Source organism: Pseudomonas sp. Mn2068, from assembly GCF_049319725.1.
GTDB lineage: Bacteria > Pseudomonadota > Gammaproteobacteria > Pseudomonadales > Pseudomonadaceae > Aquipseudomonas > Aquipseudomonas gingeri.
Window position 1 is genome coordinate 45529 of record NZ_JBMOUG010000006.1, and the last position, 25917, is coordinate 71445.

Below are 25917 nucleotides of genomic sequence, written 5' to 3' on the forward strand. Positions count from 1 at the left end.
CACTGGCAGGGCAGAACTAGTCCAGAAGCCGGCAGGTATGGAAACGGGCCTGTGTGAGAGCGGGCTTGAGTGGATGGGGCTTGTGTGGGAGCGGGCTTGCCCGCGAAGCTTTTAGCGATTCCGACTGCTCCCACGCTCCGCCTAACCCACAGAGCGGACGCGAAGCGTCCAGCGAGGCGTTCCCACGCGGAGCGTGTGAACGATCAATCAGGGCCCTGCCTCGCCCACCGGCATCACCGTCACCCGGACTTCCGGGTCATGGCTGCCGCCCCCCAGAATCACCCCCCGCAACGGCGACACATCGGAGAAATCCCGGCCCCAGGCCAGGGTGATGTGCTCCAGTGCCGGCTGCACATTGTTGGTCGGATCGAAATCCACCCAACCCAGCACCGGACAGAACACCGACACCCAGGCATGGGACGCATCGGCGCCGATCAGACGAGGCTGGCCGGGCGGCGGCTGGGTCAGCAGGTAGCCACTGATGTAGCGCGCCGCCAACCCGCGCGAGCGCAGGCAGGCAAGCATCAGGTGGGCGAAGTCCTGGCAGACCCCGCGCCGGCGCTCCAGCACCTCCACCAGCGGCGTGGCGACCTGGGTCGCCTCGGCATCGAAGGTGAACTCGTGGAAAATCTTCTCCATCAGGGCCTGTACGCCCACCAGCAACGGGCGTCCCGGAGCAAAGCAGCTCTCGGAGAACTCGACGAAGCTTTTCTTCAGGTGCACATAGGGTGACTCGAAGCGATAGCGGCAGGCCTCCAGCAACTCGGCCGTCACCGGCTGGCTGCTGTAGGTCAGGGCACCGCGCGTCTCTTCCCAGGCCGGCGACTGGTTGAAGTCCAGTGCCGGCCGCGCCAGCACTTCCACCGTCAGGCAGGCGTTGACCAGCAATTCATCGTGGGGCCGCTCGAATGCCAGGCGGGTCAGCGGGTTGCCGAAGACATCCAGCTCATCGCGGCGGGTGGTCGGCTCGGGGCTGATCTGCAACGTCCGCGCACTGCAGCGCTGCCAGTCGCAGGCGCGCGGCCACAAGTGTGCCAGCTGCTGGGCGAGGGACACCGGGCTGTCGTAGTGATAGTGGGTGTCGTGGAAGATCTGGTACTGGGCGCTCATCACACGGACACCGTCTGCTGGCTGATATCATCGACATGGGCGAAATGCCGCAAGGCCAGGCGATCGGAGACCTGGCCGCTGGCATCGGCGACCTCCTGCAACAGCCCGGCGAGACCGTCGAGCACCTCGCGCACGCCGCTGTCGCCGAACAGCGCGCTCTCCAGGTTGCCCAGGTCGAACCGCGCCAGACGCTCCACCAGCTGGTTCAGGCCCAGCTCGCGCGGCACCCCGAAGTCATCGTTCAGGCGACGCAAGGTGCGGCTCACCAGTTTCAGCTGGAACAGCACCGCATGGGGGTTCTGCTCGTCGAGCAGCAACAGGTCGAGCACCGGGATCAACTGCGGCACCGCCAGGTAGCGGGAACGGTAGGTGATGCTGCTGTTGCCCAGTTCCAGCAGCCACTCCAAGCCGGCCTGGTCGAACACCGCGATCCCGCGCAGGAACGCCGCCAGGCTGCTGCTGAGAAACTGCAGGCGCTCGATGCGCCGCCCGATCATCAGGAAGCGCCAGCCTTCGTCACGGGTCATGTCGTCCAGGGCAAAGCCGGACAACGCCGCCAGGGACATCACCAGCCGGTTGAGGAAGTCCAGCAGTTCACCGAAATCCGGGGCTTCGGTTTCCAGGCTCAGGGCCTCGCGTTGCAGCTCCACCAGGGCCTGCCAGTTTTCCCGCGACAGCTTGCCGCGAACCTGGGATGCCGCCCACTGCAAGCGCTGCAGGTTGGCCCGCAGGCTGAAATGCCAGTCGTCGCCGAGCAAGGCCGCCTGCAGGCGCTCCGGCAGCTCGCCTTCGTCCGGCAGCAGCATCAGGCTTTCGCCCAGGTCGACCGCCGCCTGCAGGGCTCGCGGGTCGTCGCCATCGACATACCGCGCGAGCATGATCCGCAGCAGCCGCGCGCTGTCGTCGCAGCGTTCGCAGTAGCGACCGAACCAGAACAGGTTTTCCACTACCCGCGACGGCAGGTAGGGATCGCGCCGCACCAGGTCGTGCACCCCCAGGGAACGCTGGGCGCGCCATTGTTCACCGCTCGGCATGCGTTCGCTGAGGACCCAGGTGTCCTTGCTCGCACCGCCGCGCTGCATCGACACCACTTCGGCATCGGCTTCCGCCGCGACCCGGGTCAGGCCGCCGGGCAACACCCGATAGCCGTCGGCACTGGCGACCGCATAGACCCGCATGCCGATGGCCCGCGGTTGCAGGCTGCCGTCCTGTTCCTGCCAGATCGGCGCATGGGACAGCTGCGCCAGTTCCTGGGCGACATAGGCGTAGGGCCGCGCCCGCATCCGCTCGGCCAGGGCCTGGCGCTGGGTATCGTCGAGATCGCGGCCGAACACCGGCACGAAACTCTGGGACGGAAAGGCCGGCTTGATCAGCAGCTCGGGGAGTTTTTCCAGGGCCTGGGCCAGTACCGGGGCCTCACCGCACCACCAGGTGGCGATGGACGGCAGGAGCAGCTCTTCACCGAACAGATGCTGGTTGATCTTCGGCAGGAAACCCAGGAGTCCGGGCGACTCCAGCACGCCGCTGCCCAGGGCGTTGGCCACCAGCACCCGGCCCTGGCGCACCGCCTCCAGCAGGCCGGGCACGCCCAGGGCCGAGTCGGTGCGCAGTTCCAGGGGATCGCAGAAGTCGTCGTCCAGCCGGCGCATGATCGCGTGGACCCGCTGCAGGCCGCTCAGGGTCTTCAGGTAGACCGTGGCGTCGCGCACGGTGAGGTCGCCGCCTTCCACCAGTGGATAACCCAACTGGCGGGCCAGGTAGAGATGTTCGAAGTAACTCTCGTTGAAGCGTCCCGGGGTCAGCAGCACCACCAGCGGCGCTTCGGCGTCGCTCGGCGCCTGGCGCACCAGGGTTTCCTGCAGCGTGCGGAAGAACCCGGCCAGGTGATGCACCCGCAGGTCGCGGTACAGGTCGGGAAACGCCCGCGATACGATGGTCCGGTTTTCCAGGGCATAGCCGGCCCCGGAAGGTGCCTGGGTACGGTCTGCCGTGACCCACCAGCGGCCATCGGGAGTGCGCGCCAGGTCCACCGCGAACAGGTGCAGGAAGATGCCGTCCGGCGGCCGGATACCCTGGCAGGGCCAGAGGAAATTGTTATGGCCGAACACCAGCTCGGCCGGCAGCAGGCCGTCGCGGATCAGCGTCTGCGGGCCGTACAGGTCCGCCAGCACGGCGTTGAGCAACCGCGCGCGCTGGGCGATGCCGGCGGCCACCTGCTGCCATTCGTCGGCGGGGATGATATGCGGGAGCAGGTCGAGCTCCCAGGGCCGGTCGGCACCCTTGGGGTCGGCATAGACGTTGTAGGTCACGCCGTTTTCCTGGATCTGCCGGGCCAGCAGGGCCTGGCGCTGGGCCAGTTGTGTCGGCGTACTGCGCTGCAGTTGGTCGAACAGCGGCCGCCAGTGCGCACGGACCGCGCCACTGTCGTCCAGCAGTTCGTGATAGGTACCCGGTGTCAGCGGGTAGCGGTCAAGCAGGTCGGGCATGGAAAGCTCGGCAGACGGCAAGGGAAGTCAGGTTAACGCAGACATGTGACGCACGGATATGCGAAAACTCCGTGCGCCCTGTCAGGCTTATGTGTGTCGCAGGTCCAACGTCATCGGCAGTTCATCGTTGATCTTCAACAGCGGGATCGCCAGCACGCCCGGGCTGTGGCCAAGGCGGAAGAAGCGCGCCATACGACGGCTCTCCGCCTCGTTGGCGTTGACCGGCAGCGTCTCGTAGTTGCGCCCGCCCGGATGGGCGACGTGGTACTGGCAACCGCCGAGGGAGCGTTGCATCCAGGTGTCCAGCAGATCGAACACCAGCGGAGCGTGCACCGGGATGGTCGGTTGCAGGCAGTTGGCCGGTTGCCAGGCGCGATAACGCACGCCGGCGACGAACTCGCCGACCCGCCCCGTCGGCTGCAACGGCACCGGGATACCGTTGCAGGTCAGCAGGTAACGCTGCGGCGGCAAGCCGTTGAGCTTGACCTGCAGGCGCTCCAGGGACGAATCGACATAACGCACCGTCCCGCCGACCGCGCCCTCCTCGCCCAGGACATGCCAGGGTTCGAGGGCCTGGCGCACTTCCAGCTCGATGCCATTGACCGCGTAGTCGCCGACTTTCGGAAAGCGGAACTCCAGGTGCGCGGCAAACCATTCCGCGCGCAGGGGATACCCGGCGGCATTGAGGTCGACGATCACATCGGCGAAATCCTGCTCGATAAAGTGCGGCAACAGGAAGCGGTCATGCAGCTCGGTGCCCCAGCGCGCCAGCTTCGGCGGTGCATAGGGCTCGCGCCAGAAGCGCGCCACCAGCGCCCGCAGCAGCAGTTGCTGGGTCAGGCTCATGCGCGCATGGGGCGGCATTTCAAAGGCGCGCAATTCCAGCAGGCCGAGACGCCCGGTGGCGCCGTCCGGCGAGTAGAGCTTGTCGATGCAGAACTCGGCACGGTGGGTGTTGCCGGTCACATCGATCAGCAGGTTGCGCAACAATCGGTCCACCAGCCAGGGCGGGCACTCTTCGCCCGGCGCGGGTATCTGCGCGAAGGCGATTTCCAGCTCGTACAGCGAATCGTTGCGCGCCTCGTCCACCCGCGGCGCCTGGGAAGTCGGGCCGATGAACAGTCCGGAAAACAGGTAGGACAGCGACGGGTGGTTATGCCAGTAGCTGATCAGGCTGCGCAGCAGGTCGGGGCGCCGCAGGAATGGCGAATCCGCCGGGGTCGCGCCGCCGAGGACAAAGTGGTTGCCGCCACCGGTCCCGGTGTGGCGCCCGTCGATCATGAATTTCTCGGTGGTCAGGCGGGTCTGGCGCGCCTCCTCGTAGAGGAACTCGGTGCGTTCGACCAGTTCGTCCCAGCTCGCGGACGGCTGCACATTGACTTCGATCACGCCCGGATCCGGCGTCACCCGGAAGTTCGCCAGGCGCCCGTCGGCGGGCGGCTCATAGCCTTCCAGCAACACCGGGCAATGCAGTTCCCCCGCAGTGGCCTCGATGGCGCCGACCAGTTCCAGATAGTCCTCGACCCGCTCCAGGGGCGGCATGAACAGGTACAGGCGGCCTTCCCGTGCTTCGGCGCACAAGGCGGTGCGGGTCAGCCAGTTCGCCGACTGATCGATCTGCGGCACGCGTTCGTCGACCGGCGCCGGCTCGCCGTGGGCCTCGAGGGCGTCGGTGCCGGGCAGTTCGGGCAGGTCCTGGTTCGGGTCGAGCGGATGCACGAACGGATATTCCGCCGCCGTCACCCAGGGCTGGGAGGCCAGCGGCAGGCGGTAGCCCAGCGGCGAATCGCCCGGCACCAACCGGCAATGGCTGTCGCGCAGGTACCAGCGTCCGCTCTGCCAGCGGTCATTGGCGGCGGTGCGCGCCAGCGGCAGGACCTGGCCGATCACCTTGTCCAGGCCCTGGGAGAACACCTTGCGCAGGCGCGCGCGCTCCAGTTCGTCGCCCAGCCGCGGATCCTCGGCGCTGACGTTGATCGGCAACTGCCCCTCGCGCCAGAGGTAGTAGAAGTTGTCCTCGTAGGCCGGGAAGACAAAACGGCCCGGCAGTTTCAGGCGCTCGGCGACACTGGCGAGAAAACGCCCGGCCAGTTCGCCATCGGCGCCATAGTCCTCCTGCTCATCGGCGATCAACGCGCTGTTGTGCCAGATCGGCACACCGTCGCGGCGCCAGTAGCAGTTCAGCGACCAGCGCGGCAGTTGCTCGCCCGGGTACCACTTGCCCTGGCCGAAGTGCACCAGGCCTTGCGGGGCATAACGCTTGCGCAGGCGCTGGAACAGTTGCGCGGACAGCCGGCGCTTGTCCGGCCCCAGGGCCGCGGTGTTCCACTCGGCGCCATCGGGATCGTCGATGGAGACAAAGGTCGGCTCGCCGCCCATGGTCAGGCGCACATCGCCTTCGAGCAGGTCCGTGTCGATCTGTCGACCCAGGGCCTGGATCGCCAACCATTGCTCCTCGGTGTAGGGCTTGGTGACGCGGGGCGCCTCCCAGATCCGCTCCACCGACATTTCATGGCTGAACTGCGACTCGCAGGGCTCCACCAGGCCGCTGATGGGCGCCGCTGACGATGGATCGGGACTGCAGGCCAACGGGATATGCCCTTCGCCGGCAAACAGCCCGGAGGTGGCGTCCAGGCCGATCCAGCCGGCACCCGGCAGATAGACTTCGCACCAGGCGTGCAGGTCGGTGAAGTCGACCTCGGTCCCGGACGGACCGTCCAGGGCCTTCACATCGGCGGTCAGCTGGATCAGGTAGCCGGAGACAAACCGTGCCGCCAGGCCCAGGTGACGCAGCAGTTGCACCAGCAGCCAGGCCGAGTCGCGGCAGGAGCCGGACGCCGCTTCCAGGGTGTATTCGGGCGTCTGTACGCCGGGCTCCATGCGGATCAGGTAGCCGATGTCCTCGCTCAGGCGCTGGTTGAGGGCCACCAGGAAATCCACGCTGGGCTTGGGCGTCAGGTCGATGCCGTCGAGATAGGCCTTGAACCTGGGGGTCAGCGGCAGCTTCTCCAGGTAGGGCATCAGCTCGTGCTTTTCATCGGCCGCGTAGGCAAACGGGATCTTCTCGGCGTAGGGCTCGAGGAAAAAGTCGAACGGATTGAACACCGCCATCTCGGCGACCAGGTCGACCTCGATGCGTAATTCGTCGGTCTTTTCCGGGAACACCAGCCGCGCCAGGTAGTTGCCCTGGGGGTCCTGCTGCCAATTGATGAAATGCTGCTCGGGCGCAACCTTCAGCGCATAGGAAAGAATCCGCGTGCGGCTATGGGGCGCCGGACGCAGGCGAACGATCTGCGGGCCGAGCTCGACGGCGCGCTCATAGCGGTAATGCGTGACATGGTGCAATGCGACATGGATCGACACGGCGTGCCTCCTGCGAGCCTGGGCTTATACCTGTGCGCGCAAGACTTATGCCACCCGGGCAAGTCCTGCGCTTTCGGCGTGAGTCGTGCTCGCTCAGCTAAGCACAGCACCAGAATGGCGCCAGCTTGAGGGCGTAGTGCAGAGAGTCGCACAGAAACGGGGCGAACGCCCGGACATCAGCCCTGGCGTGACTTGCGCCGGGCCTTGAGGGCCTTGCGCAGGGCTTCGCGCTGGTGGCGGATAGCGACGAGCCGGTGGCGCATTTCGCGGTGGCGCCGACTGTTGAGCAACAGCAGGCCAACCAGCGGGGCCAGGACGGCCAAGGCGTAGATGAACCGATGGGGATGCGAGGTGATGGTCGGCAGCACGCTCAGAAAGCACAGCGCAAAGACCAGGACCAGCCCCCAAACCCATTGCGGACGGCCGCGCACGATCAGGAAGTTGCAGTGCACCACCACCAGGGCCAGGACCAGGACCGCGACGAACATGCCGGTTGCCTGGCCGTCCAGGGAGGCATCGGGAAAAAAGTGGCCGCCCACCAGGGGCACGCCACAGCTGATAGCGACCAGCGCGGCAAAAATTCCGCCGATGAAGGTGGGGAAATACTGCGCCAGGAAACGCGGCAGGCTCAACTCTTCCATTACTCCTCGATCTCCTCGTAGAGCCCCACGGCAATGGTTTTCACATTGCCGGACAAGGCACTGCCGGTCAGGCCGATCGCCGCCCCCAGGGAGTCCTTGATCTGGGTCACGGTGGCATGCTTGATCTGGGTAGGCGTGAAGCGCTTGGGCAGTTCGCCGGCCAGTTGCTTGAGCTTGAGCATTTTCGGCGTCAGCCGCGGATCGTTGATGCTCAACAGCTCCTTGGTCAGCTTCGAGCGCTCCTGGCGGTTCAGGCCCCGCAGCACTTCGCGGATTGTCTTGCCGGTGGTGGCCTTGGTCATGCGCACCAGCTTGAGGGTGGTCAGCGACGAGGCGCCGACTCCGACCAGGGAAGCCGCATCCAGGGCGATGGAGGTGTACTGGTACCAGGCCTCGCCATCGAGGTAGTCATTGCGGGCGGGATTGACCGCTTCGTTGACTGTCCGATAGCCGCCAACGACGCATTGCGCGGTACTCGCGACCGCCGCGGTGTAGCCAATGGCGACCAGCACCGAACTGGCGCCGGCCGAGAACGGCACGGCCACCGAGCCGCTGAGCACCACCACCCAACCGATCACCGCGCCGGCGCACGACAGGCTGGTATTGATCGCCTCGCCGACCAGGCGCGACTCGCGGGGATTGTCCTGCACCTGCTGGGCGAACTGCACCGGCGCGATGTACTTCTGCGCCTCGCGCAGGATGATGCGCTTGGGCTTGATGCTGCAGATCGGCTGGAATTCGCGCAGGGTGACCACGTTGAAGTCGGCGTCGATATAGACCACGCCGGCCCCGACGATGCCGGGGTCGGCATCGATCGCGGCAAACAGCTGGGGCAGGTTGATCTGGCTTTCGATGCGTTTGCGCGCGAGGAACTGCGAGGGGCTGGAGTCCATGCCAATGCCAGGGAGCGGGTTGCTCATGCAGTGTTCATCCTTGAATCGAGCGCGGGGAAATTCGCCGCACCTTAGCAAACGAACCTGGTCTCCGATAGAAACCAAAATGCCAGTATCCAGCCAGCCCACAGCTTTCGCCGGGGCGCCTGGCACCCACCGGCAGGTCGCTCGACCCGCCTGCGGACGAGAGCGAAATCTCTGCACGGTAGATATCTAACACCTTGGCAAGGCCGTTCCGCCCTTAGATGACACTCCGACTGTTTCTGCCCCTGACTGACGCAGGCAACGCCACTGAAGAGAGTGTCTCCATGACCGCAATCGCCCCCTTCCCTGTAGTCGACTCACCTGGCGACTATCTGATGTCCAGTGACACCTGGTCCGACTACGATGCGCTGGACACCATCGAACACCAATTGACCTCTTTCCTCGCGCCACTGAGCGCCGAGGAACAGAAACGCTACCTGGCGCTGTGCCGGGAAGAACCACGGCTCAAGCAACAACTGGCCGAATCGCTACAAGGGTTCAAGGCCCGTTTCGAACGCAACGCCAGGCACGATCTGCGCACGGCACTCCATGAGGAAACCGGCCAGTACATCGATGCGGAAAAATCCCGGCTGAATACCAAAACACTGAAAGTCCCCCCGCGTACCGACGCCAAGGACCCGATCGAGCTCATCTACAGAATCATCGAGCAGTATCGGAAAACCAGGCATCGCAGAGCCCTGGACCCAAGTGCCCCGGTAGAGGAGATCATCTCCATATCCCTGTGGCAGGCCGCCAGGGAGAACTTCTCTTTCACCGGCGCCACGGCCTCGTTTCCTTCGGGCTTCGATTTCCAGAAGCACAGCAGCATCAGTGTCGTCTGCGAAGATCCCGCGCAGAGAGTATCCCTGAGCGTGGATCGCTTTATCTCGGTCGTTCGCGCCCTGGACCTGGGATCGCGCCTGAGACGCGAACTGCATGAACAAATGATCGGCCAGATCAACGACGCACTGAGCGCCCTTCAGAAGGCCAGCCTGGAACTCGCGGTCCTGGAAGCCTTGCGCCAGCAGACACTGCCCGGCACCGATCAGCCCTCGGCGGAAAAATTCATGCAGGCCGTGGCCGATAAACAGCTCATGAGCGCACAGTTCTACAGCCTTGATTTTGGTCGCGACTACCTGCCCAATTTCGGCGATCTGCAATGGCTGCCGCTGCCCTTCTGCCTGATGCGTTTCGAGCGCGGAGCCTCTCAAGGCGTATTCAGTTATTTCCCGGACCGGCCGGGCGGCGCCCTGCGCTACCACCTCACTTCCGCGCTGGCGCTCAAGGATCTGCGCGATCAGATACGCGAGGATGCGGGCACGGGCCAGATCACCTGGCTCACACGCACCATGTCGCTGATGAACCAGGCCGACTTCTACGGCAAGCTCAAGGTCCCGAGCGTCGATGAAAACGAACTGACCACCCCTGCCCGCTGGTTGTACAAGGCGTTTGGCGATACCGAAGCACCGGCCCGACGCATCAATCTGGTCATGACCCCGCAGGCGGAACGCGAGCAAAGCAGCTCGGTGCTGGACACGCTGACCCGGACCCAATCCCTGAGACTGATCGCCGACATCAGCAATCTCGCCACCACCCGCCGCAGCCTCGACTGGCAGACGCTGATCAACACCCTTCAATGGATGGCCAGCGAGACAATGGAACTGCTCCTGCTGCCCTTGCCTGGCGGAGTGCTGGGCCTCAACCCTCTGATGATCAGCGCCAGCCTCGGCACCCTGGCCTACCAGAGCCTGGTGGCCAGCACCGAATTGGCCAGCGGCAGAAAAATGGAATTCGTGCAGGCCGTCACCGATGTGGCGGAGCTGGTCATCACGGCTCGAATCCAGGCGATCGGCGCACGCCTTTCGGCCCGCCGCACCCGCGCACTGATCGAGTCCATGGGCAGGCCCCGCACGGTGACACAGGCGACCGGCAATGCCCTCTGGCTGAGTGACCTGCGCCCTTACACGCCGCTCGCCCAGAGCAGCGTCGAGGGGCTGGCGGTTGATGCCCAGGGCTTGATCAGAAAAGACGGCAAGCTCTATGTCCAGATCAAGCTCGACACCGAGACCCGGGTCGGCGAGGTCATGCTGGACAAGGACACCGGGCGTTATCACCTGATCCACCCGGATGCCGGCCGCTACAGGCCCGCCATGGTGTTCGATCCTGTTACCCGCTCGTGGAAACTGGCGCCGGTCGATATCAGCGCACTCTCCGACACCCAGTTGCTGCAGAAAATGCTGCGCCGCGATCTGCCCTCCCTCAATGAGCAGGAACTGGGCCGGTTGCTGGCATGGTCGGACCTTTCCCGGTCGAAACTGGAAAAAATCTGGCGGGGCGATGAAACAGCCCCCTGGGAAGCCAATCAGGCCATTGCCGAGTTGCAGGTGCGCAAGGCCCTGGATCAGCTGCGAGAGGCCCTCGACAGCCCCGACGCCAAACTGGCGCCCTATGCCGACAAGGCCTTGCCCGCCCTGCTCGCCCGACAACTGCAGGCGCCCCTGGAGATCGAGAGCCGCGAGCCGGGCACGTCCAGCCGCTACGCCGACTTGCCACGCGCGGATGCCAGGCCGAAACCGACGATCATGCTGAGCGAAGTCCAGCCGGGGCGCTACCGACCCGCGTATGAGCCGAAGTCGGCCGAAACGGGGGCGCTGCTGGAAACTACCCTGAAGGCCTACGAACACCTCAACCAGCGCCGTTGGGCGAGCGAGGCGGCGGGCGTGATCGAGCAGAGTTTCGAACAGCGCCTGACCCAGCTACGCAAGGCGCTCGCCCGGGATATCAGGGATCACCAGCACGCCCTGTACCTGGCCCTGCTCGATACCCCGACGCGCTCACAACTCAAGCCGAGCGACCCGGCCTATGCCTTTGCTCCCGTCAGCCAACCCGGCAAGCCTCTCAAGCCCGCCGTCGGCGTCCTGCGGGAACGCTTTCCGGGATTGAGCCAGGCGGCGGCCATCGACCTGGTGGACAAACACTCATCGCTCCAGGCCATTGCCCTGGATAGCCGGATCGAGCCCGCGGTGCTGGCGGCGGTTCAGGCGTCACAACAGCAGAGCCGAATCATCAGTGCGCTGGCCGGTTGGGCGGACAGGGCCGAGCGCGGCCTTGGCGAAGACAGCGAGGCCCTGTTCTGCCGGCTGCTGTGCAGCCTGCCACGCTGGCCCGGCAACCTGAAGATCCGCATCGACCCGGGAATCGACAGCAGTGGCCGACCGATCATCTCGACCCTGCCCTCGCGCAGCTACGGGCTGGAGGACGCCACGACCACCCTCAGGTTGTTCAGAAACGACGAGCGCTACATGGGCATCGATGCCACCGGCGGCCTGATCTACGGGCCCTCGGCCGAACACAACCTGGCTGGCAGCGTGCTGCGCTCACTCAATGATGCCCAGCGCGATGCCCTGGGCTATCGACTCGACGAGCCGCAGCGTCTGGTCGACGATCTGCTGCGACTCGCCCAGGAGCATCGCGAGGATCTCAAGGAGCTGCTTCCGGTTCCCGACCAGTACCTGCTCACCCCCGGCCGACTGGCGCATTTTCGTCAGGACAAGCACCTGCCCATCGCCGACGACGAGCAATCGCTGTACAACTTTGGCGGCAAGCGCTTTGTGAGCATCGACGGCGGCGCCTATCAGGTCATGGATGATAGAGAGGCCTCGACGCCGACGCGCAAGGTCTACCGCATCGTCAGACCCGGCGACCCGGTGGCGATGGACCCCGAGAATCGCTATGTCCCGACGCGCCCCGGCAGAAGCGAGCCGATCACTCGTCGCGCGGACGGCCAATGGGTCGGGATTATCGTGGGCGGGGCCGGCGGCATGCCGCGCAAGCTGAGCCGGCTGGAAGCGACCAAGCAGCGGGACAACGAGCTGGTCGATGAGCTGGCAACCCATCACCGCGCGCTGCAAGCCTCCCAGGAGCGAATGCCGGCAATGCGCGACGCCGTCATCCGGGCGGCTGACGACAACGCCCGCAGGGTGGCCAGGATCGCCAATGAGGTTTACCTGCGCACCCATCTCAATCTGCTTGAGCAACACATCAAACGCTACGAAACCCACAAGGAACTCTGGACCCGGAAACAGGCGACCGATATCTACCGCAGAGAACTGCACGATATGCGCTCCAGCCAGGTGGAGTTCTACTCCAGGCTGTTCCTCGCCGAGGACGACAACTTCATCTCCCAGGCTGGCCCGGTCCTGCCGAACCCATTGACTCATCTGCGAGAGTTCCGGGACTTCAACAGAAAGATGCTGGCAAGCCTCACCAAGCGAACGCCCATCCTGGAACAACGGCAGGTCGCGATTGCCAGCCTGCGCGAACTGGCGCCAGGCGGGCAGACCGAGCAAAGGATCGAGCAGTTGATCCTGGGGACGCCCACCACGATCCGGGCCATCGACATGGGCAAGCTGATCGCCCTGAGCAATCTGTATTCGGTCGGCGACCCGGTGAATCTGAGCGCACCGCCCACTTACCACTTCGAGGCGACCCAGGAAATGACGCGGTTCAGGGAAGTCTTCGTGACCCTGGACCAGATCAGGCTGATCCCCGAGGACAAGCAGATCGCCGTACTCGATAACCTGTTGGAACAAACCTCGGGGATACGGGAAAACTTCGAAGCGATGCGCGACTACCCCACCGCCGCCACGGAGACCGCCCATCAAAAGGCGATCATCGACCTTATCGACGGGTTCAACGACGCCATCGTCGGCGAGCTGGAACAACGCTATGCACAGGCCCACAGCAATGAAGCCCTGTCCACCGACCTCGACGCCATCGACCTGGACTTTCTCCCCGCCCAGCCATCGACCAGCCATTTCCCGCCCCCGCGAAAGCGCCTGATCAAAGTCAGGCGGGGCGGCCAGGATCACCTCAAGCTCGGCCAGGAACGCATCACCGACGATGGCGAAACCCTGGTCGATATCATCGAAGAGAACAAGCCGGGCCTCCCCTTCCGGTCCTATCGCCAGGTCAACGGCCAATGGCAAGGGACTCTCAGCGAAGCCCCCGCGGCCCCCGTCGAACAGCCCAGCAAATTGCCAGCCACCCGGCTCAGCGACGCCAATCAGCTCCTGGGGCAAGTGGAAACCTATCTGGCCAAGGCCCAACGAGATGAACAGGCCAGGCAGAACCCGAGCAACATCGTCGAATACCTTGACGCCAGGGCCGAGCGACTGGACCAGCACGCCACGGACATCGCCGCCCTGTCGGCCGCCGAGGCCCCGCAGGCGCCGGCCTTGGCCGCTCGCCTCAGGCAAGCCGGCCAGAACCTGCGCAACGAAGGCGAGAACATCAGGCTGAGGCTATACAAGGACCCGAACGTACTCAGCGTGCAGCGCCTGCTCTATCTGATCGACAACGATCAGATAGAGGTCAGAAAGATCCAGGACCGGGTCGAGCGCGGCAAAGGTGCCAGGAAAAACTACCTGGATGTCTATTCGATACGCGACAAGGCCAACCGGAAGGAACTCTGGCATGCGCATTTCCACTACGCGCGCAAGGATACCCCGCCGCGCAATTTCGAACTCAAGGGCGGGCACCTGAAAACCCTGGCACAAAGCAGGCTGGGCGTGGAAAGCCAGATTCGCCAGCAACAGCAGGGGTTGCCCCATACACCCATCTGGCGCGAAGCCTTCGATGGGCGTACGGCACAACAGCTGTTTGATCGGGTTGCCTGAGGCGGGGCTGCCCCCACCCGGCAGCGCCTGGTTTCAGCGTGGGACCACCGGCTTGCGGGGCGGCTTCTTGCCTTTGCCCTTGGCGGCATCGGCGCGCTCCTTGGCCGCCTGTTTGTTGCGGGCGAACGCGGCGGCCTTGGCCTGCTCGCGCTTGTCCCAGGCGTTGCCACCGTCGCTGGCACGCGGCGGCAGGCCGGTGTGCTGGGTGAGGATTTTGGTCGTGGTTTCCTTCGCCACCTTGTGGCTACCGGCCGGCGTCGAGTTCTTCCGGCGGGCGCTCTGGTAGCTGTCGGTCGCCGGCTGGTGCAACGGGATCAGCTGGTTCTTGCCCGGCCCGATCAGGTCGCCACGGCCCATGCGCAGCAAGGCTTCACGCAGCATCGGCCAGCCCTTCGGGTCGTGGTAGCGCAGGAACGCCTTGTGCAACCGGCGCTGCTCCTCGCTCTTGACGATGGTCACCGAGTCACTCTTGTAGGTGACCTTGCGCAGCGGGTTCTTGCCCGAATGGTACATGGCCGTGGCGCTGGCCATCGGCGACGGGTAGAAGGCCTGCACCTGGTCGGCGCGGAAACCGTTGCCCTTGAGCCACAGGGCCAGGTTCATCATGTCTTCGTCGGTGGTGCCAGGATGCGCGGCGATGAAGTACGGAATCAGGTACTGCTCTTTCCCGGCTTCCTTGGAGTACTTCTCGAACATCCGCTTGAACTTGTCATAGCTGCCGATGCCCGGCTTCATCATCTGGTTGAGCGGACCTTCCTCGGTGTGTTCCGGGGCGATCTTCAGGTAGCCGCCGACGTGGTGGGTCACCAGTTCCTTCACGTATTCCGGCGACTCGACCGCCAGGTCGTAGCGCAGGCCGGAGGCGATCAGGATCTTCTTCACGCCCGGCAACGCGCGGGCACTGCGATAGAGCTGGATCAGCGAAGAGTGGTCGGTATTCAGGTTCGGGCAGATGCCGGGGAACACGCACGATGGCTTGCGGCACGCGGATTCGATTTCCGGGCTCTTGCAGGCGATGCGGTACATGTTCGCGGTCGGGCCGCCGAGGTCGGAAATCACCCCGGTAAAGCCCGGCACCTTGTCGCGGATCTCTTCGATCTCGCGAATGATCGACTCTTCGGAGCGGTTCTGGATGATCCGTCCCTCGTGCTCGGTGATCGAGCAGAAGGTGCAGCCGCCAAAGCAGCCACGCATGATGTTCACCGAGAAACGGATCATGTCGTAGGCCGGGATCTTTTCCTTGCCATACGCCGGGTGCGGGACGCGCTGGTACGGCATGCCGAACACGTAGTCCATCTCTTCGGTGGTCATCGGGATGGGTGGCGGGTTGAACCAGACATCCACCTCGCCATGCTTCTGCACCAGCGCGCGGGCGTTGCCCGGGTTGGTTTCCAGGTGCAGCACGCGGTTGGCGTGGGCGTAGAGCACCGCGTCATTGCGAACCTTTTCCACCGACGGCAGGCGGATCACGGTCTTGTCGCGGGTCATGCGCGGGCTGGCCAGGATCTGCACGACCTTGGCTTCCTGCGGGTCTTCAACCGGCCCTTTCTCCTGCTCGATGGCGCAGGCCTGGGTGTCCTGGGTGTTGACGTACGGGTTGATGATCTTGTCGATCTTGCCCGGCCGGTCGATGCGCGTGGAGTCGACTTCGTACCAGCCTTGCGGCGTGTCCCGGCGAATGAACGCGGTGCCGCGCACATCGGTGATGTCTTCGATCTTGTGGCCGTAGGACAGGCGCTGGGCGACCTCGACGATCGCCCGCTCGGCGTTGCCGTAGAGCAGGATGTCGGCGCTGGCGTCGATCAGGATCGAGTTGCGCACGCGGTCCTGCCAGTAGTCGTAGTGGGCGATCCGGCGCAGCGAGGCCTCGATGCCACCGAGCACGATCGGCACATGCTTGTAGGCTTCCTTGCAGCGCTGGCTGTAGACCAGGCTGGCGCGATCCGGACGCTTGCCGGCCATGCCGCCCGGCGTGTAGGCGTCGTCGGAGCGGATTTTCTTGTCGGCGGTGTAGCGGTTGATCATCGAGTCCATGTTGCCGGCCGCGACCCCGAAGAACAGGTTCGGCTCGCCGAGCTTCATGAAGTCGTCCTTGGACTGCCAGTTCGGCTGGGCAATGATCCCGACGCGGAAGCCCTGGGACTCCAGCAGCCGGCCGATGATCGCCATGCCGAAGGACGGATGGTCAACGTAGGCGTCACCGGTGACGATGATGATGTCGCAGGAATCCCAGCCAAGCTGATCCATCTCTTCCCGGCTCATGGGCAGGAAGGGCGCTGGCCCGAAACATTCGGCCCAGTACTTGGGATAGTCAAATAACGGCTTGGCTGCTTGCATGGCGATGACCGATGTCGAGATGGGAAGTATCGAGATGAAAATTCGCGGGGGCGGAATATAGCACAAATTTTGATCAAGTCCGACTATAACCGTCGGTTTTACCCGCGCCCCTTCCCCAGGGGCGGGCCGACAACTATCTAGTGCAGCCGCACCGCCGCCTTGTCGTTAGCTGGCGCTTCAAGAATCCGGCAAGGCCACCGTCATGACTCCATCCCCCACCCCGCTCTCCAACGAGCAGCCGCATTTCGACGTGATCAAGGAGCATCTGCCCGCCTGGCTGCTCGATGCGCCTGGCGAACAACGCGACGCGTTGCGCCAGAGCATGATAGCCAGTTGCAATTCCCGCCATGACGTCGAGCAGATGATGGCAAAGCTGCAAACGCCGGCGCAGTTCGTCAAGCCGCTGCTGGAAGAAGCCATCGCCGTCAATTTCCGACTGACCCTGGATGTCGAGCAGGCGACCTTCGTCCATGTGCGCAAGAACGACTATTTCTTCGGCCTGGTTTCGGTCCAGGGCAGTACCAGCGAGCAAACCCTGCTATCGGCGGCCCTGCACAACTTCGACGAATCGCTGACCAGCGCCGACGCCTTCGGCGCGGGCTCGGGGATCTACCGGGTGCCAGGCGCCCTCGATAGCAAGACCCCGATCAGACCCGAGGAGTTCGCCCTGGTCTGTCGCCGGCTCGACTTCGGTCGCCTCTACCAGGCCCACCTGCGATCCGTCCTCGATGCCGCCGCCCAGGTCGATGGCGACGACCTCGCCAGCCGTGCCCGGGACCCTCTGCTCCAGAGCGGCAAGGACGCCTTCGCCAGCGCGATACACCTGGCCATGCTCAAGCAGGAAATCACGCCGGCCAGCTACCGGGTACTCCTCGACGTACTCAATGATCGTTATGTCGTCCGTTATGGCACCCAGCCCTGCTCGCGGCTCGAACTTCTCGGCATGGTCGCCAGCGAGGTGCTGGTCATCGGCCTGGACACCAGCGACGACACCCGTCCATGCCTGGTCTACATACCGCAGGACCCGATCAGCCCCCTGGCGCGCTACGGCTCCCTGCGGGATTTCGAAAACGAGTTGAGCCGCAGGCTGCTGTCACCCGCCTACCGCTCTTTCTTTTCACGTTTCCTCCCGGCCAGTCACCAGGGAGCGCTGCTCAGCCAGACGATCAGGCAGGCCATGTGGCAAAAGTGGCATCCCAAACCCGGTCTTGTTGCGGAGCACGGGTCAGTCTTGCTTGTACTGCACCCCATCGATGGCAACGTGTTCAAGGGCCTGCGCGACCTGCGCAGGCAACAGATCGAACGCCATGGCCGCGAGGTCGTCGTGCCCACGGCGCAGACCGACGCCCAGGCCCGCCGACAGCTGCTGCAAGCCTACGAAAAGGCCGGCCTGAGCGCCCTGGTCCTCGCGGCCTCGTTCATCCCCGTGATCGGCGAGGTCCTGCTGGTGTCCACGGGGATACAGCTGATCCATGAGGTCTATCTGGGGTTCGATGCCTGGCGGCGCGGCGAAAAGGTGGAGGCGCTCAACTACCTCATGGATGTCACCGAACAGATCGTGCTCATGGGCGCCACCGCGGGTGCCGCCAAGGCCGGCCGCTTCGTCGGCTCGCTGCTGCGTGTCAAGTTTGCACCCCACCGCTCCGGCCTGTGGAAACCGGACCTGGCCCCCTACCGACAATCCCTTGAACTGCCGCAGGCGCTGCTTCCCGATGAACAGGGCCTGTACGACTACCAGGGCCGGCATTACCTGTCACTGGACGATCAGCTCTATGAGGTCAGCCATGGGGGCTCCCCGCCCGAGTGGTCCATCCAGCACCCCGACGACCCGTGGGCGTATGCGCCGCCCTTGCGCCATAACGGCAGCGGGGCCTGGCGTGCCCTGCATGAAAACCCGCGGGAGTGGAGCGACCTGAAACGGCTCAAGCGACTGGGACCGGTCGCAGCGGGCACCCGCCCCGAAGACCTGGCGCCGATCCTGCACGCCAGCGCCAGCGATTCGAAGCTGCTGCTTGAACTTCATCGCGACAACCAGTCGCCGCCGGCGCAATTGCTCGACACCTTGAAACGCTTCCAGCTCGACCGGCAGATCCAGCACCAGCGACGGCTGGAAAGCCCGCCGATCAACGATGGCACGCCCCCTTCCGCGACCGTCGAACCCAGCACGGCGGAACGCTTCGAAGATCGTTATCAGCAGAGCGAACAGGTCAAAGGCCCGCTGTCCGAACAGATCCGACAGGACTTTCCGGCCCTGCCCAAAAGCTATGTGCAAGCCATGGTGAAATCCATCAGCCCCGCCGAAGCCCGGCAGATCCTGGAGCAGAAAAGCCTGCTGCCCTATCTGAAGGACGAAGCCGAGCTGTCGATGCAGAACGTGGATGCCGCCCGGCTCCATGAAGGCCTTTATCTGCACACGACGTTCAATCCGGATTCGGACCGGCTGGCGTTCCAGACCCTTGAGGCACTGCCGGGCTGGTCGGGCGACGTTCGCCTGGAACTGTACTCGGCGACACTGGCCGAACCGCCTGCCGCCACCGCCGGGAGCGCCAACGCCACGAGCATCAGGCGCCTGCTTCGTGAAGGCTCGCGCTATCGGGTCTACGATACCGGCAGCCTGCAGGTCTTCGCCCCGAGCGACCTCTACTCGGCCATCGGACAAGCCCTGCCCGACACCGAGTTCGAGAACCTGGGCTTCAGCGGCCCGAACCGAAACAGCGCCCTCAAGCGCGCGCTGATCGACAAGATCAGGCAGTTGAGTGACTCCCCTCCGGTCGTACGGCAGATTCCTGCCGCGATGCCCTCGCGGCCCCGCCGGCCCGGCCGCGCCCTGGATATTCACTTCGCGCTGGAAACCCCACCGGGCGACCTCGAGCCCATCGGCGATGAGCTGTACCGGGGGGCCTTTTCCCGCCACTACATCCGGGAGGGAGAACGGTACTACCAGGTCGAGCCGTCAGATCCCGGCTGGAAACTGATCGATGCCCGCAGCCCTTTCCGCTTTTATCGCCCGGTGCTGCGGCGAACGGCCGGGCGCTGGGAAATCAACACGGACATGGGCTTGAAAGGCGGCGCGCCAGGTCCGGTACTGAGCAAGATCGAGCTGGTGGAAAGTGAATCGAGCATGGTCTCGGCGCAGGAATACATCAAGCCCGAGCCCTTCACCCGCGAAGACCTGGAGCGCATGAAACTCATCAAGTCCTATCAGCGCCAGCCCAACCGGATGGGCGACTACGACCGGGTGAACAACGGCCGCTATCCGTTGCGCGACCTGCAGGGCAAGCCGCTGCGCATCAGGAAAATCCAGAGCACCAGCGACGTCACCGATTCGGGATTGCGTTACCAGGCCAAGGACATCCTGCCGTACCTGAAATGGGATAGCCATGAGGAAGTCGCCAAGCTCTACGAGGAGAAACTGCTGCTGCGTACGTTCACCGCGGAGGATGCCAGGTTTCCCCCGGAAACGAGCATGGTCGGCCAAGCCATGGTCGTGGCCAGGAAGCCGCTGAAAGCCGGGGAAGCCATCGGCGTGTATGGCGGCAATTTCATCCCGTTTCACGTCAGCAATGCCCGCAAGGATCCGTTCGTGATCGATATCCTGCCCAACCCTCCCAGCGGCAGGCCGAAATGGGATCGGCTGGTGTTGACGGGAGACAACATCATTTCGCGGATCAACTCCATTTTCGAATACGAAGGGCGCCTGCCGGTCCGCCAGGCCAGCAGCGGCTACAACGTCGAGGGGGCAACGTTTCCCGTCGATGTCGAAGTCGCGGACGGTCGCCTGGAACCCTTCCTGCTCAGTGCCTTCTTCACCACCCGGGGCATTCCCGCCGATGAAGAACTGCGCTGGAACTACGGCTACACCGAGGCGGGAGTGCGCACCACGTTCGCCGAACCCGAGACGAGCCTGGAAACCTGAAGGCAGGTGCCACGCAAATCCTGCCCCCCCGTCAAGCCGACAATGAGCCCCGCCATGCACACGAAGACAGCAACAAACCCACATCGCACATTGCCCTTTTACAGTTTCATCAAGTCCCGCCTGCCGGACTGGATGACCGACTCGACAGCCGCACAGCGCGCCGAACTGCGCTCGGCCCTGCTGAAAAATGCGGCGTCCAGGCTCCTGGTGGCCAATATCCTCAGCCAACTCAAGAGTATCGAGATCTTCGCCGAGCCTATTCTGGAGCTCGAGATAAGGAGTCGTGCTCCCGAGCTCAGAGACATGCAGGCCGCCACCCTGGTCATCCGCCGGAAAAAATACAATCTCCTGGGCCTTATCCCCATCTACGACACCAGCCCCGAATACTCGCTGCTGGAAGCGGCGCTGTACAACTTCGAGGAGTGGGAAACCCACGCCAGCGCTTTCGAAAGCGGCTCGGTCATCTATTGCTCGGGCAAGGCCGCGGGCCTCGAAAGCGGCCTCAGGCCTGAAGTGTTTGCCCGCCATTGCCGCACGCTTGATCTTGGCCGCGCCTATATCGATCATCTCGGGGAAATACTCGATCTCGATCGCCCTGCCGACGAACTGATGATCTTCGCCAGCAAGCGCGAGCACTTCGTGCGCCATGAACAGAGCCGTTTCGAGGTGGTGTTGCAGATGGCCCTCATGAAGCAGGACATCACGTCCAAATGCCACGACCGATTGAAACATTTCCTGCTGCCCGTCAAGCAAAGAGCCGGAAAACTGCCACTGTCCCATCGGGTGAAATTTCTCGATCTCACGCTGCCCGGCGTCATTCATTTCGCGTCCGACCCGGACAACCCCAGCGGACCTTGCGCCATCTACTTTCCGGAGCACCCCGAGGCCGAGCTCAGGGAGTATCCGTCGCTCGTCGCCTTTCAGGAGGATTACCTGGAACAGATGCTGACCACGGACTTTTGGCAACTGCTCGGTCGACTCATGCCCATCGACCACCAGGGCCGCCTGCTGAACACCAGGATCGGCAAAGCCGCCGAGGGCCGCTCGCAAGCCGAACGGACGAGCCTCATCAGTCTTTCAGAGCTTACAGGCGAGCTGTTCGAAGACATCCACGGGCAGCGTCTGCAACGCCTTGGCAACGACGCCGGCAGACTGGCGATCCCCGCAACGCGCGCCGATGCACTGGCGCGCGAACAATTGCTGGAGGAATTCCAGACCGCGCGCCAGGACCTGCTGTCCAGCCTGAAGAACCTCATTCCCCGGTTCCACCAGACCCTGCTGGCACCGCCAGGCAGCCAGCTCACGGCGGCGATCTATCAGGACCTGTTTATCTGGAGCCCGTCCCAGGTGAACGCCGGCCTGGTCCATTTGCTCAATGTCCTCGAGGCGCCGACGAACGGCCGGACAACCACGGCGACAGAAGGACTGCCCGAGCTGCTCCCCGTGAGGTTCCAGGGCCGCACCCGCCTCTGGCGGCCCGACCTGACGCCCTATCAGTCGGCAATCAAGCCGCCTGACGAACATTGGCAGGCGAACGCGCTGGGTTTGTACTCGTGGGCCAGGACCAGCGTCCTGAAACTGGACCGGCAGTACTACAAGGTCGAGCACGATGAAGACACCGACCATTGGCATATCGTGCTGACCGGTTATCCGGGGGTTTATCCGCCGCCCCTGCAGCACAATTGCCTCGGCGCCTGGCGGATGATCCACGAGAAAGTCTCGACCTGGTCGAAACCGCAACTGATCGCCCGCCTGGGACCGCACGCCGCCAGGCTGTCCGAAGCCCTGGCGGACGCGGCGTTGACCCTCAGCGGCACCCGCCTGCACACGCTGCGCCAGATTCATCACTACAGCCGTCGCACCCCACCCCTGCTGCTCGACTGCCTCAAGCGCCTGTGGATCTTTCAGGAAATCGAAGACTTCGATCTCGACCGGGCCAGGGGGACCGTGATCTCGCAATTATCCCCCCGGATCCAGTGCTATCTGCTGACCCGGCTGCCCGGTTGGCCCATGGACAAAGCGCTGGGAGTCCTGAGCAGCGGCTCACAGACGGCCATCCAATATGGCGCGGGGATGAACATGGTGAATATTTCCGAACAGCGCTGGACGGCTGGAAAGCTACTCGACGTGGTACTCAAGGCGCTCGACCAGAAAGAAATCGATACGTTGCTGGAGAGCAATATTGCCCACCTCGATCAAGCGAACCAGTTGGCGCTGAACCTGCAGGCCCAGGCGAAACACAACAGCCTGGCGCTGTTCGAGCATCTGTACGACGAGACAGAGCAAGCCGACACCCCGGTGCAACGACAGCTACGCGAGGAACACGCCGAACTGCCGAAAAGTCATCGGGTCGACGTCATCTTCTCGTTGGGACTACAGAAGCAAGCCAATCCCGAAAAAGCACCGGCACTGCAAAGGGAGATCGACCGGGCCCTGGAGCAGGTGCGCATCGCCCGGGTATTCGAAGGTCTCTATCCTGCCTGGCCGCACGCCCAGCAAAGTGACCGGCTGGCCTTTTCCCTGCTGGAAACCCTGGAGGCCTGGCCGCAGGATATTCGTCTTGAACTGTGGGACCCCGACATCGACACCGCGACCGCCCTGGAGGCCATCGGCGAACACGACAGCCTGACCTGCAGGCGCCTGAAGAAAACCGGCGCGTTCTACCAACTGCAGGACCGCCAGGGCAAGACGCTGTCCGGACCCCATGACCTGTATACCGGCGCCTGGCGGGCGATGCCGAAACTGACGCAGCTGATCCTGAACAGCGCACATGGCATCAGCCTGGATGAAAGGCAGGCGGCGCCGGATCTGAAACAGGCCATCTTCGCGCAAGCCTCGAGATTACGCAGCCAGGTGCCGGCCCTGCGTGGCCCGCGCCCTGCGCCAGAGGCGCCTGGAACCGGCACCACCACCCGCCTGCCGGAGAGTTTCGCCGTGCGCGGGACAACCCTGTCCGGCCTGGAGCTGCGCGACGGCATCTACTGGAATCTCAACCACAACCCCGTCGCCGCCCATGCTCACCTGCACTACATCCGCGATGGCAGCCGCTACTACCCGGTCAGGCAGGTTGCCGAGGGCTGGCGACTGTTGAACGCGCGCAATCCCTACAGCTTTTATCAGCCGTTGCTCCAACACCAGGCTGACGGTCAATGGGCCGTGTATCGAGATGCCGGCCCCTCCGTGCCTTCAGGAACCGGCACCTTGCAGGTCCAGACAGAATCCGGCGCCCCGGCCGAGGCCACTGACGACAAGTATTTCACCGCCGATGAACGACAGCGCATGCGCACCCGCAAGTCCTACCGATCCCATTTGAACTCCGCCCTCACCTACGACCGCGTCGACAACGGTCGTTACCCCTTGCGCGATCTGGACGGAGAGCCCTTGACCGTTGTCGCCATCCACTACAGCGAGGTCGAGGGGAGCCGCCAGTCCAGGGCACGCGCGGAGCAGATCGTCCCTTACCTGCAATCCCAGGGTCATGAAAAGGTCGCTCGCCTCTACGAAGACAAACTGGAGATCACACGGTTTGAACACGATGACATGCGCTCCCCGCAGGAAGAACATCTGGTCGGCAGGTTCCTGGTGTCTGCCAGGCGCCACCTCGGGCGAGGTGAAATACTCGGGGTCTATGGCGGCATGCTGATTCCGCTGATCGTCAGCCACCATCGTCGCGATCCCTTCGCCGCCAGGGTCCGGCTGGACGCCACGGCGGAACTGATCAGCTTCGGCAATGGCAGGCCGAAACCGGCCGCGCCCTGCCTGTCAGGCGACAACATCCTGTCGAGGATCAATACGATCTACGAATACAGCAACGCGGTGCCCGTTCGCCAAGCCTACGACGGCTACAACGTGGAGTCGGTCGCCTTCGCGGTCGACGTCAGGGGCCGTGACGGCAGCCTCGAGAAAAACCGCTATTTCGTCACGGCCCTGTTCACCAGCCGGGTCATCTACGGCTTCCGCGAGCTACGCGTGAATCACGGCTACACCTGGGAGCAGATCCAGACACTGGAGACGGCATGGCCCAGCCACTAGCAGGCCAAGGGGATAACGCCCTTACTCGTCATCGTCGAAGTTGTAGCTGCCCGGCGCCAGGTTCTCGAAGCGCGTGTACTTGCCGATAAAGGCCAGGCGGATAAAGCCGATCGGACCGTTCCGCTGCTTGCCGATGATGATCTCGGCGATGCCCTTGTGCTCGGTTTCCGGATGGTAGACCTCGTCGCGGTACACGAACATGATCACGTCGGCGTCCTGCTCGATCGCTCCGGATTCACGCAAGTCGGAGTTCACCGGGCGCTTGTTCGGTCGTTGCTCCAGGGAGCGGTTGAGCTGGGAAAGGGCCACCACCGGGCAGTTGAATTCCTTGGCCAGGGCCTTGAGGGACCGGGAAATCTCGGAAATTTCGTTGGTCCGGTTGTCGCCGCTGGAGCCGGGGATCTGCATCAGCTGCAGGTAGTCGATCATGATCAGGGCGATATCGCCGTGCTCACGCACCAGGCGCCGGGTCCGCGCGCGCATTTCCGACGGGCTGATACCGGCGGTATCGTCGATGAACAGCTTGCGGTCGTTGAGCAGGTTGACCGCCGAGGTCAGGCGCGGCCAGTCGTCGTCTTCCAGGCGACCGGCACGGACCTTGGTCTGGTCGATCCGACCCAGCGAGGACAGCATACGCATGATCAGCGATTCGCCTGGCATCTCGAGGGAGTACACCAGCACCGCCTTGTCACTGCGCAGCACCGCGTTCTCCACCAGGTTCATGGCGAAGGTGGTCTTGCCCATCGACGGACGGCCGGCGACGATGATCAGGTCGGCCGGTTGCAGGCCGCTGGTCTTCTCGTCGAGGTCGGTGTAGCCGGTGGACAGGCCGGTGATGGCGTTGTCGGTGTTGAACAACGTGTCGATGCGATCGATGGCCTTGGTCAGCAGGTCGTTGACGCTCACCGGGCCGCCGGTCTTCGGCCGCGCTTCGGCGATCTGGAAGATCTGCCGCTCGGCCTCGTCGAGGATTTCGGCGGCGGTACGGCCTTCGGGGTTGAACGCGCTGTCGGCGATCTCGGTGCTGATACCGATCAGCTGGCGCAGGGTCGCCCGCTCACGCACGATCGCGGCATAGGCCTTGATGTTGGCGACCGACGGGGTGTTTTTCGCCAGCTCGCCGAGGTAGCCCAGGCCGCCGACCTGCGACGTCTGGCCTTCCTTGTCCAATTGCTCGGCCAGGGTCACCACGTCGATCGGCATGTTCTGATCGGCCAGTCGGGCGATCGCACGGAAAATCAGGCGGTGGTCATGTCGATAGAAATCGCCGTCCGAAACCTGGTCAAGCACGCGTTCCCAGGCGTTGTTGTCCAGCATCAGGCCACCGAGCACGGCCTGTTCGGCCTCGATGGAATGCGGCGGCACCTTCAGGGCAGCGGTTTGCAGATCATATTGCTCGGGAGCGGAGATATCGTTCATGGCCACTTGAAATCAGAT

10 protein-coding genes are annotated in these 25917 nt (G+C 64.1%); 3 read left to right on the forward strand and 7 right to left on the reverse strand.

Annotated elements, in window-relative coordinates:
* Positions 1–207: 207 nt before the first annotated feature.
* From ACL9RJ_RS15420 to ACL9RJ_RS15440, 5 genes are all read right to left on the reverse strand, one after another.
* Positions 208–1110: a transglutaminase family protein gene (locus ACL9RJ_RS15420; RefSeq protein WP_177083338.1), complete on the reverse strand. Its 903-nt coding sequence runs from the start codon at positions 1108–1110 to the stop codon at positions 208–210.
* Positions 1110–3596 (reverse strand): circularly permuted type 2 ATP-grasp protein, encoded by a 2487-nt coding sequence (locus tag ACL9RJ_RS15425; protein WP_422765439.1) that lies wholly within the window; start codon positions 3594–3596, stop codon positions 1110–1112. The genes ACL9RJ_RS15420 and ACL9RJ_RS15425 overlap by 1 nt, the downstream gene beginning before the upstream one ends.
* 87 nt (positions 3597–3683) lie before the next feature.
* Positions 3684–6959: a DUF2126 domain-containing protein gene (locus ACL9RJ_RS15430; RefSeq protein WP_422765440.1), complete on the reverse strand. Its 3276-nt coding sequence runs from the start codon at positions 6957–6959 to the stop codon at positions 3684–3686.
* A gap of 176 nt (positions 6960–7135) precedes the next feature.
* Positions 7136–7600: a hypothetical protein gene (locus ACL9RJ_RS15435; RefSeq protein WP_017125053.1), complete on the reverse strand. Its 465-nt coding sequence runs from the start codon at positions 7598–7600 to the stop codon at positions 7136–7138.
* Positions 7600–8520, reverse strand: coding sequence for a hypothetical protein (locus tag ACL9RJ_RS15440; protein WP_017125054.1), 921 nt, complete (start codon positions 8518–8520; stop codon positions 7600–7602). The genes ACL9RJ_RS15435 and ACL9RJ_RS15440 overlap by 1 nt, the downstream gene beginning before the upstream one ends.
* Positions 8521–8801: 281 nt before the next feature.
* Between ACL9RJ_RS15440 and ACL9RJ_RS15445 the strand changes: the two genes are divergently transcribed.
* A complete protein-coding gene (locus ACL9RJ_RS15445; RefSeq protein WP_422765441.1) occupies positions 8802–14195 on the forward strand; it encodes a hypothetical protein in 5394 nt (1797 codons plus the stop codon).
* 33 nt (positions 14196–14228) lie between these two features.
* Here ACL9RJ_RS15445 and ACL9RJ_RS15450 read toward each other — a convergent pair whose 3' ends face one another.
* Entirely contained in the window at positions 14229–16532 is a 2304-nt protein-coding gene (locus ACL9RJ_RS15450) for a YgiQ family radical SAM protein (protein ID WP_103032799.1), read from the reverse strand.
* A 202-nt stretch (positions 16533–16734) separates the two neighbouring features.
* Between ACL9RJ_RS15450 and ACL9RJ_RS15455 the strand changes: the two genes are divergently transcribed.
* On the forward strand, positions 16735–20448 hold the full coding sequence (locus ACL9RJ_RS15455; protein WP_422765442.1) for a dermonecrotic toxin domain-containing protein: 3714 nt from the start codon (positions 16735–16737) through the stop codon (positions 20446–20448).
* 132 nt (positions 20449–20580) lie between these two features.
* Positions 20581–24480, forward strand: a complete 3900-nt coding sequence (locus ACL9RJ_RS15460) for a dermonecrotic toxin domain-containing protein (RefSeq protein ID WP_146049253.1) — start codon at positions 20581–20583, stop codon at positions 24478–24480.
* 21 nt (positions 24481–24501) lie between these two features.
* Here ACL9RJ_RS15460 and dnaB read toward each other — a convergent pair whose 3' ends face one another.
* Positions 24502–25899, reverse strand: a complete 1398-nt coding sequence (gene dnaB, locus ACL9RJ_RS15465) for a replicative DNA helicase (protein ID WP_017125058.1) — start codon at positions 25897–25899, stop codon at positions 24502–24504.
* Positions 25900–25917: the final 18 nt, after the last annotated feature.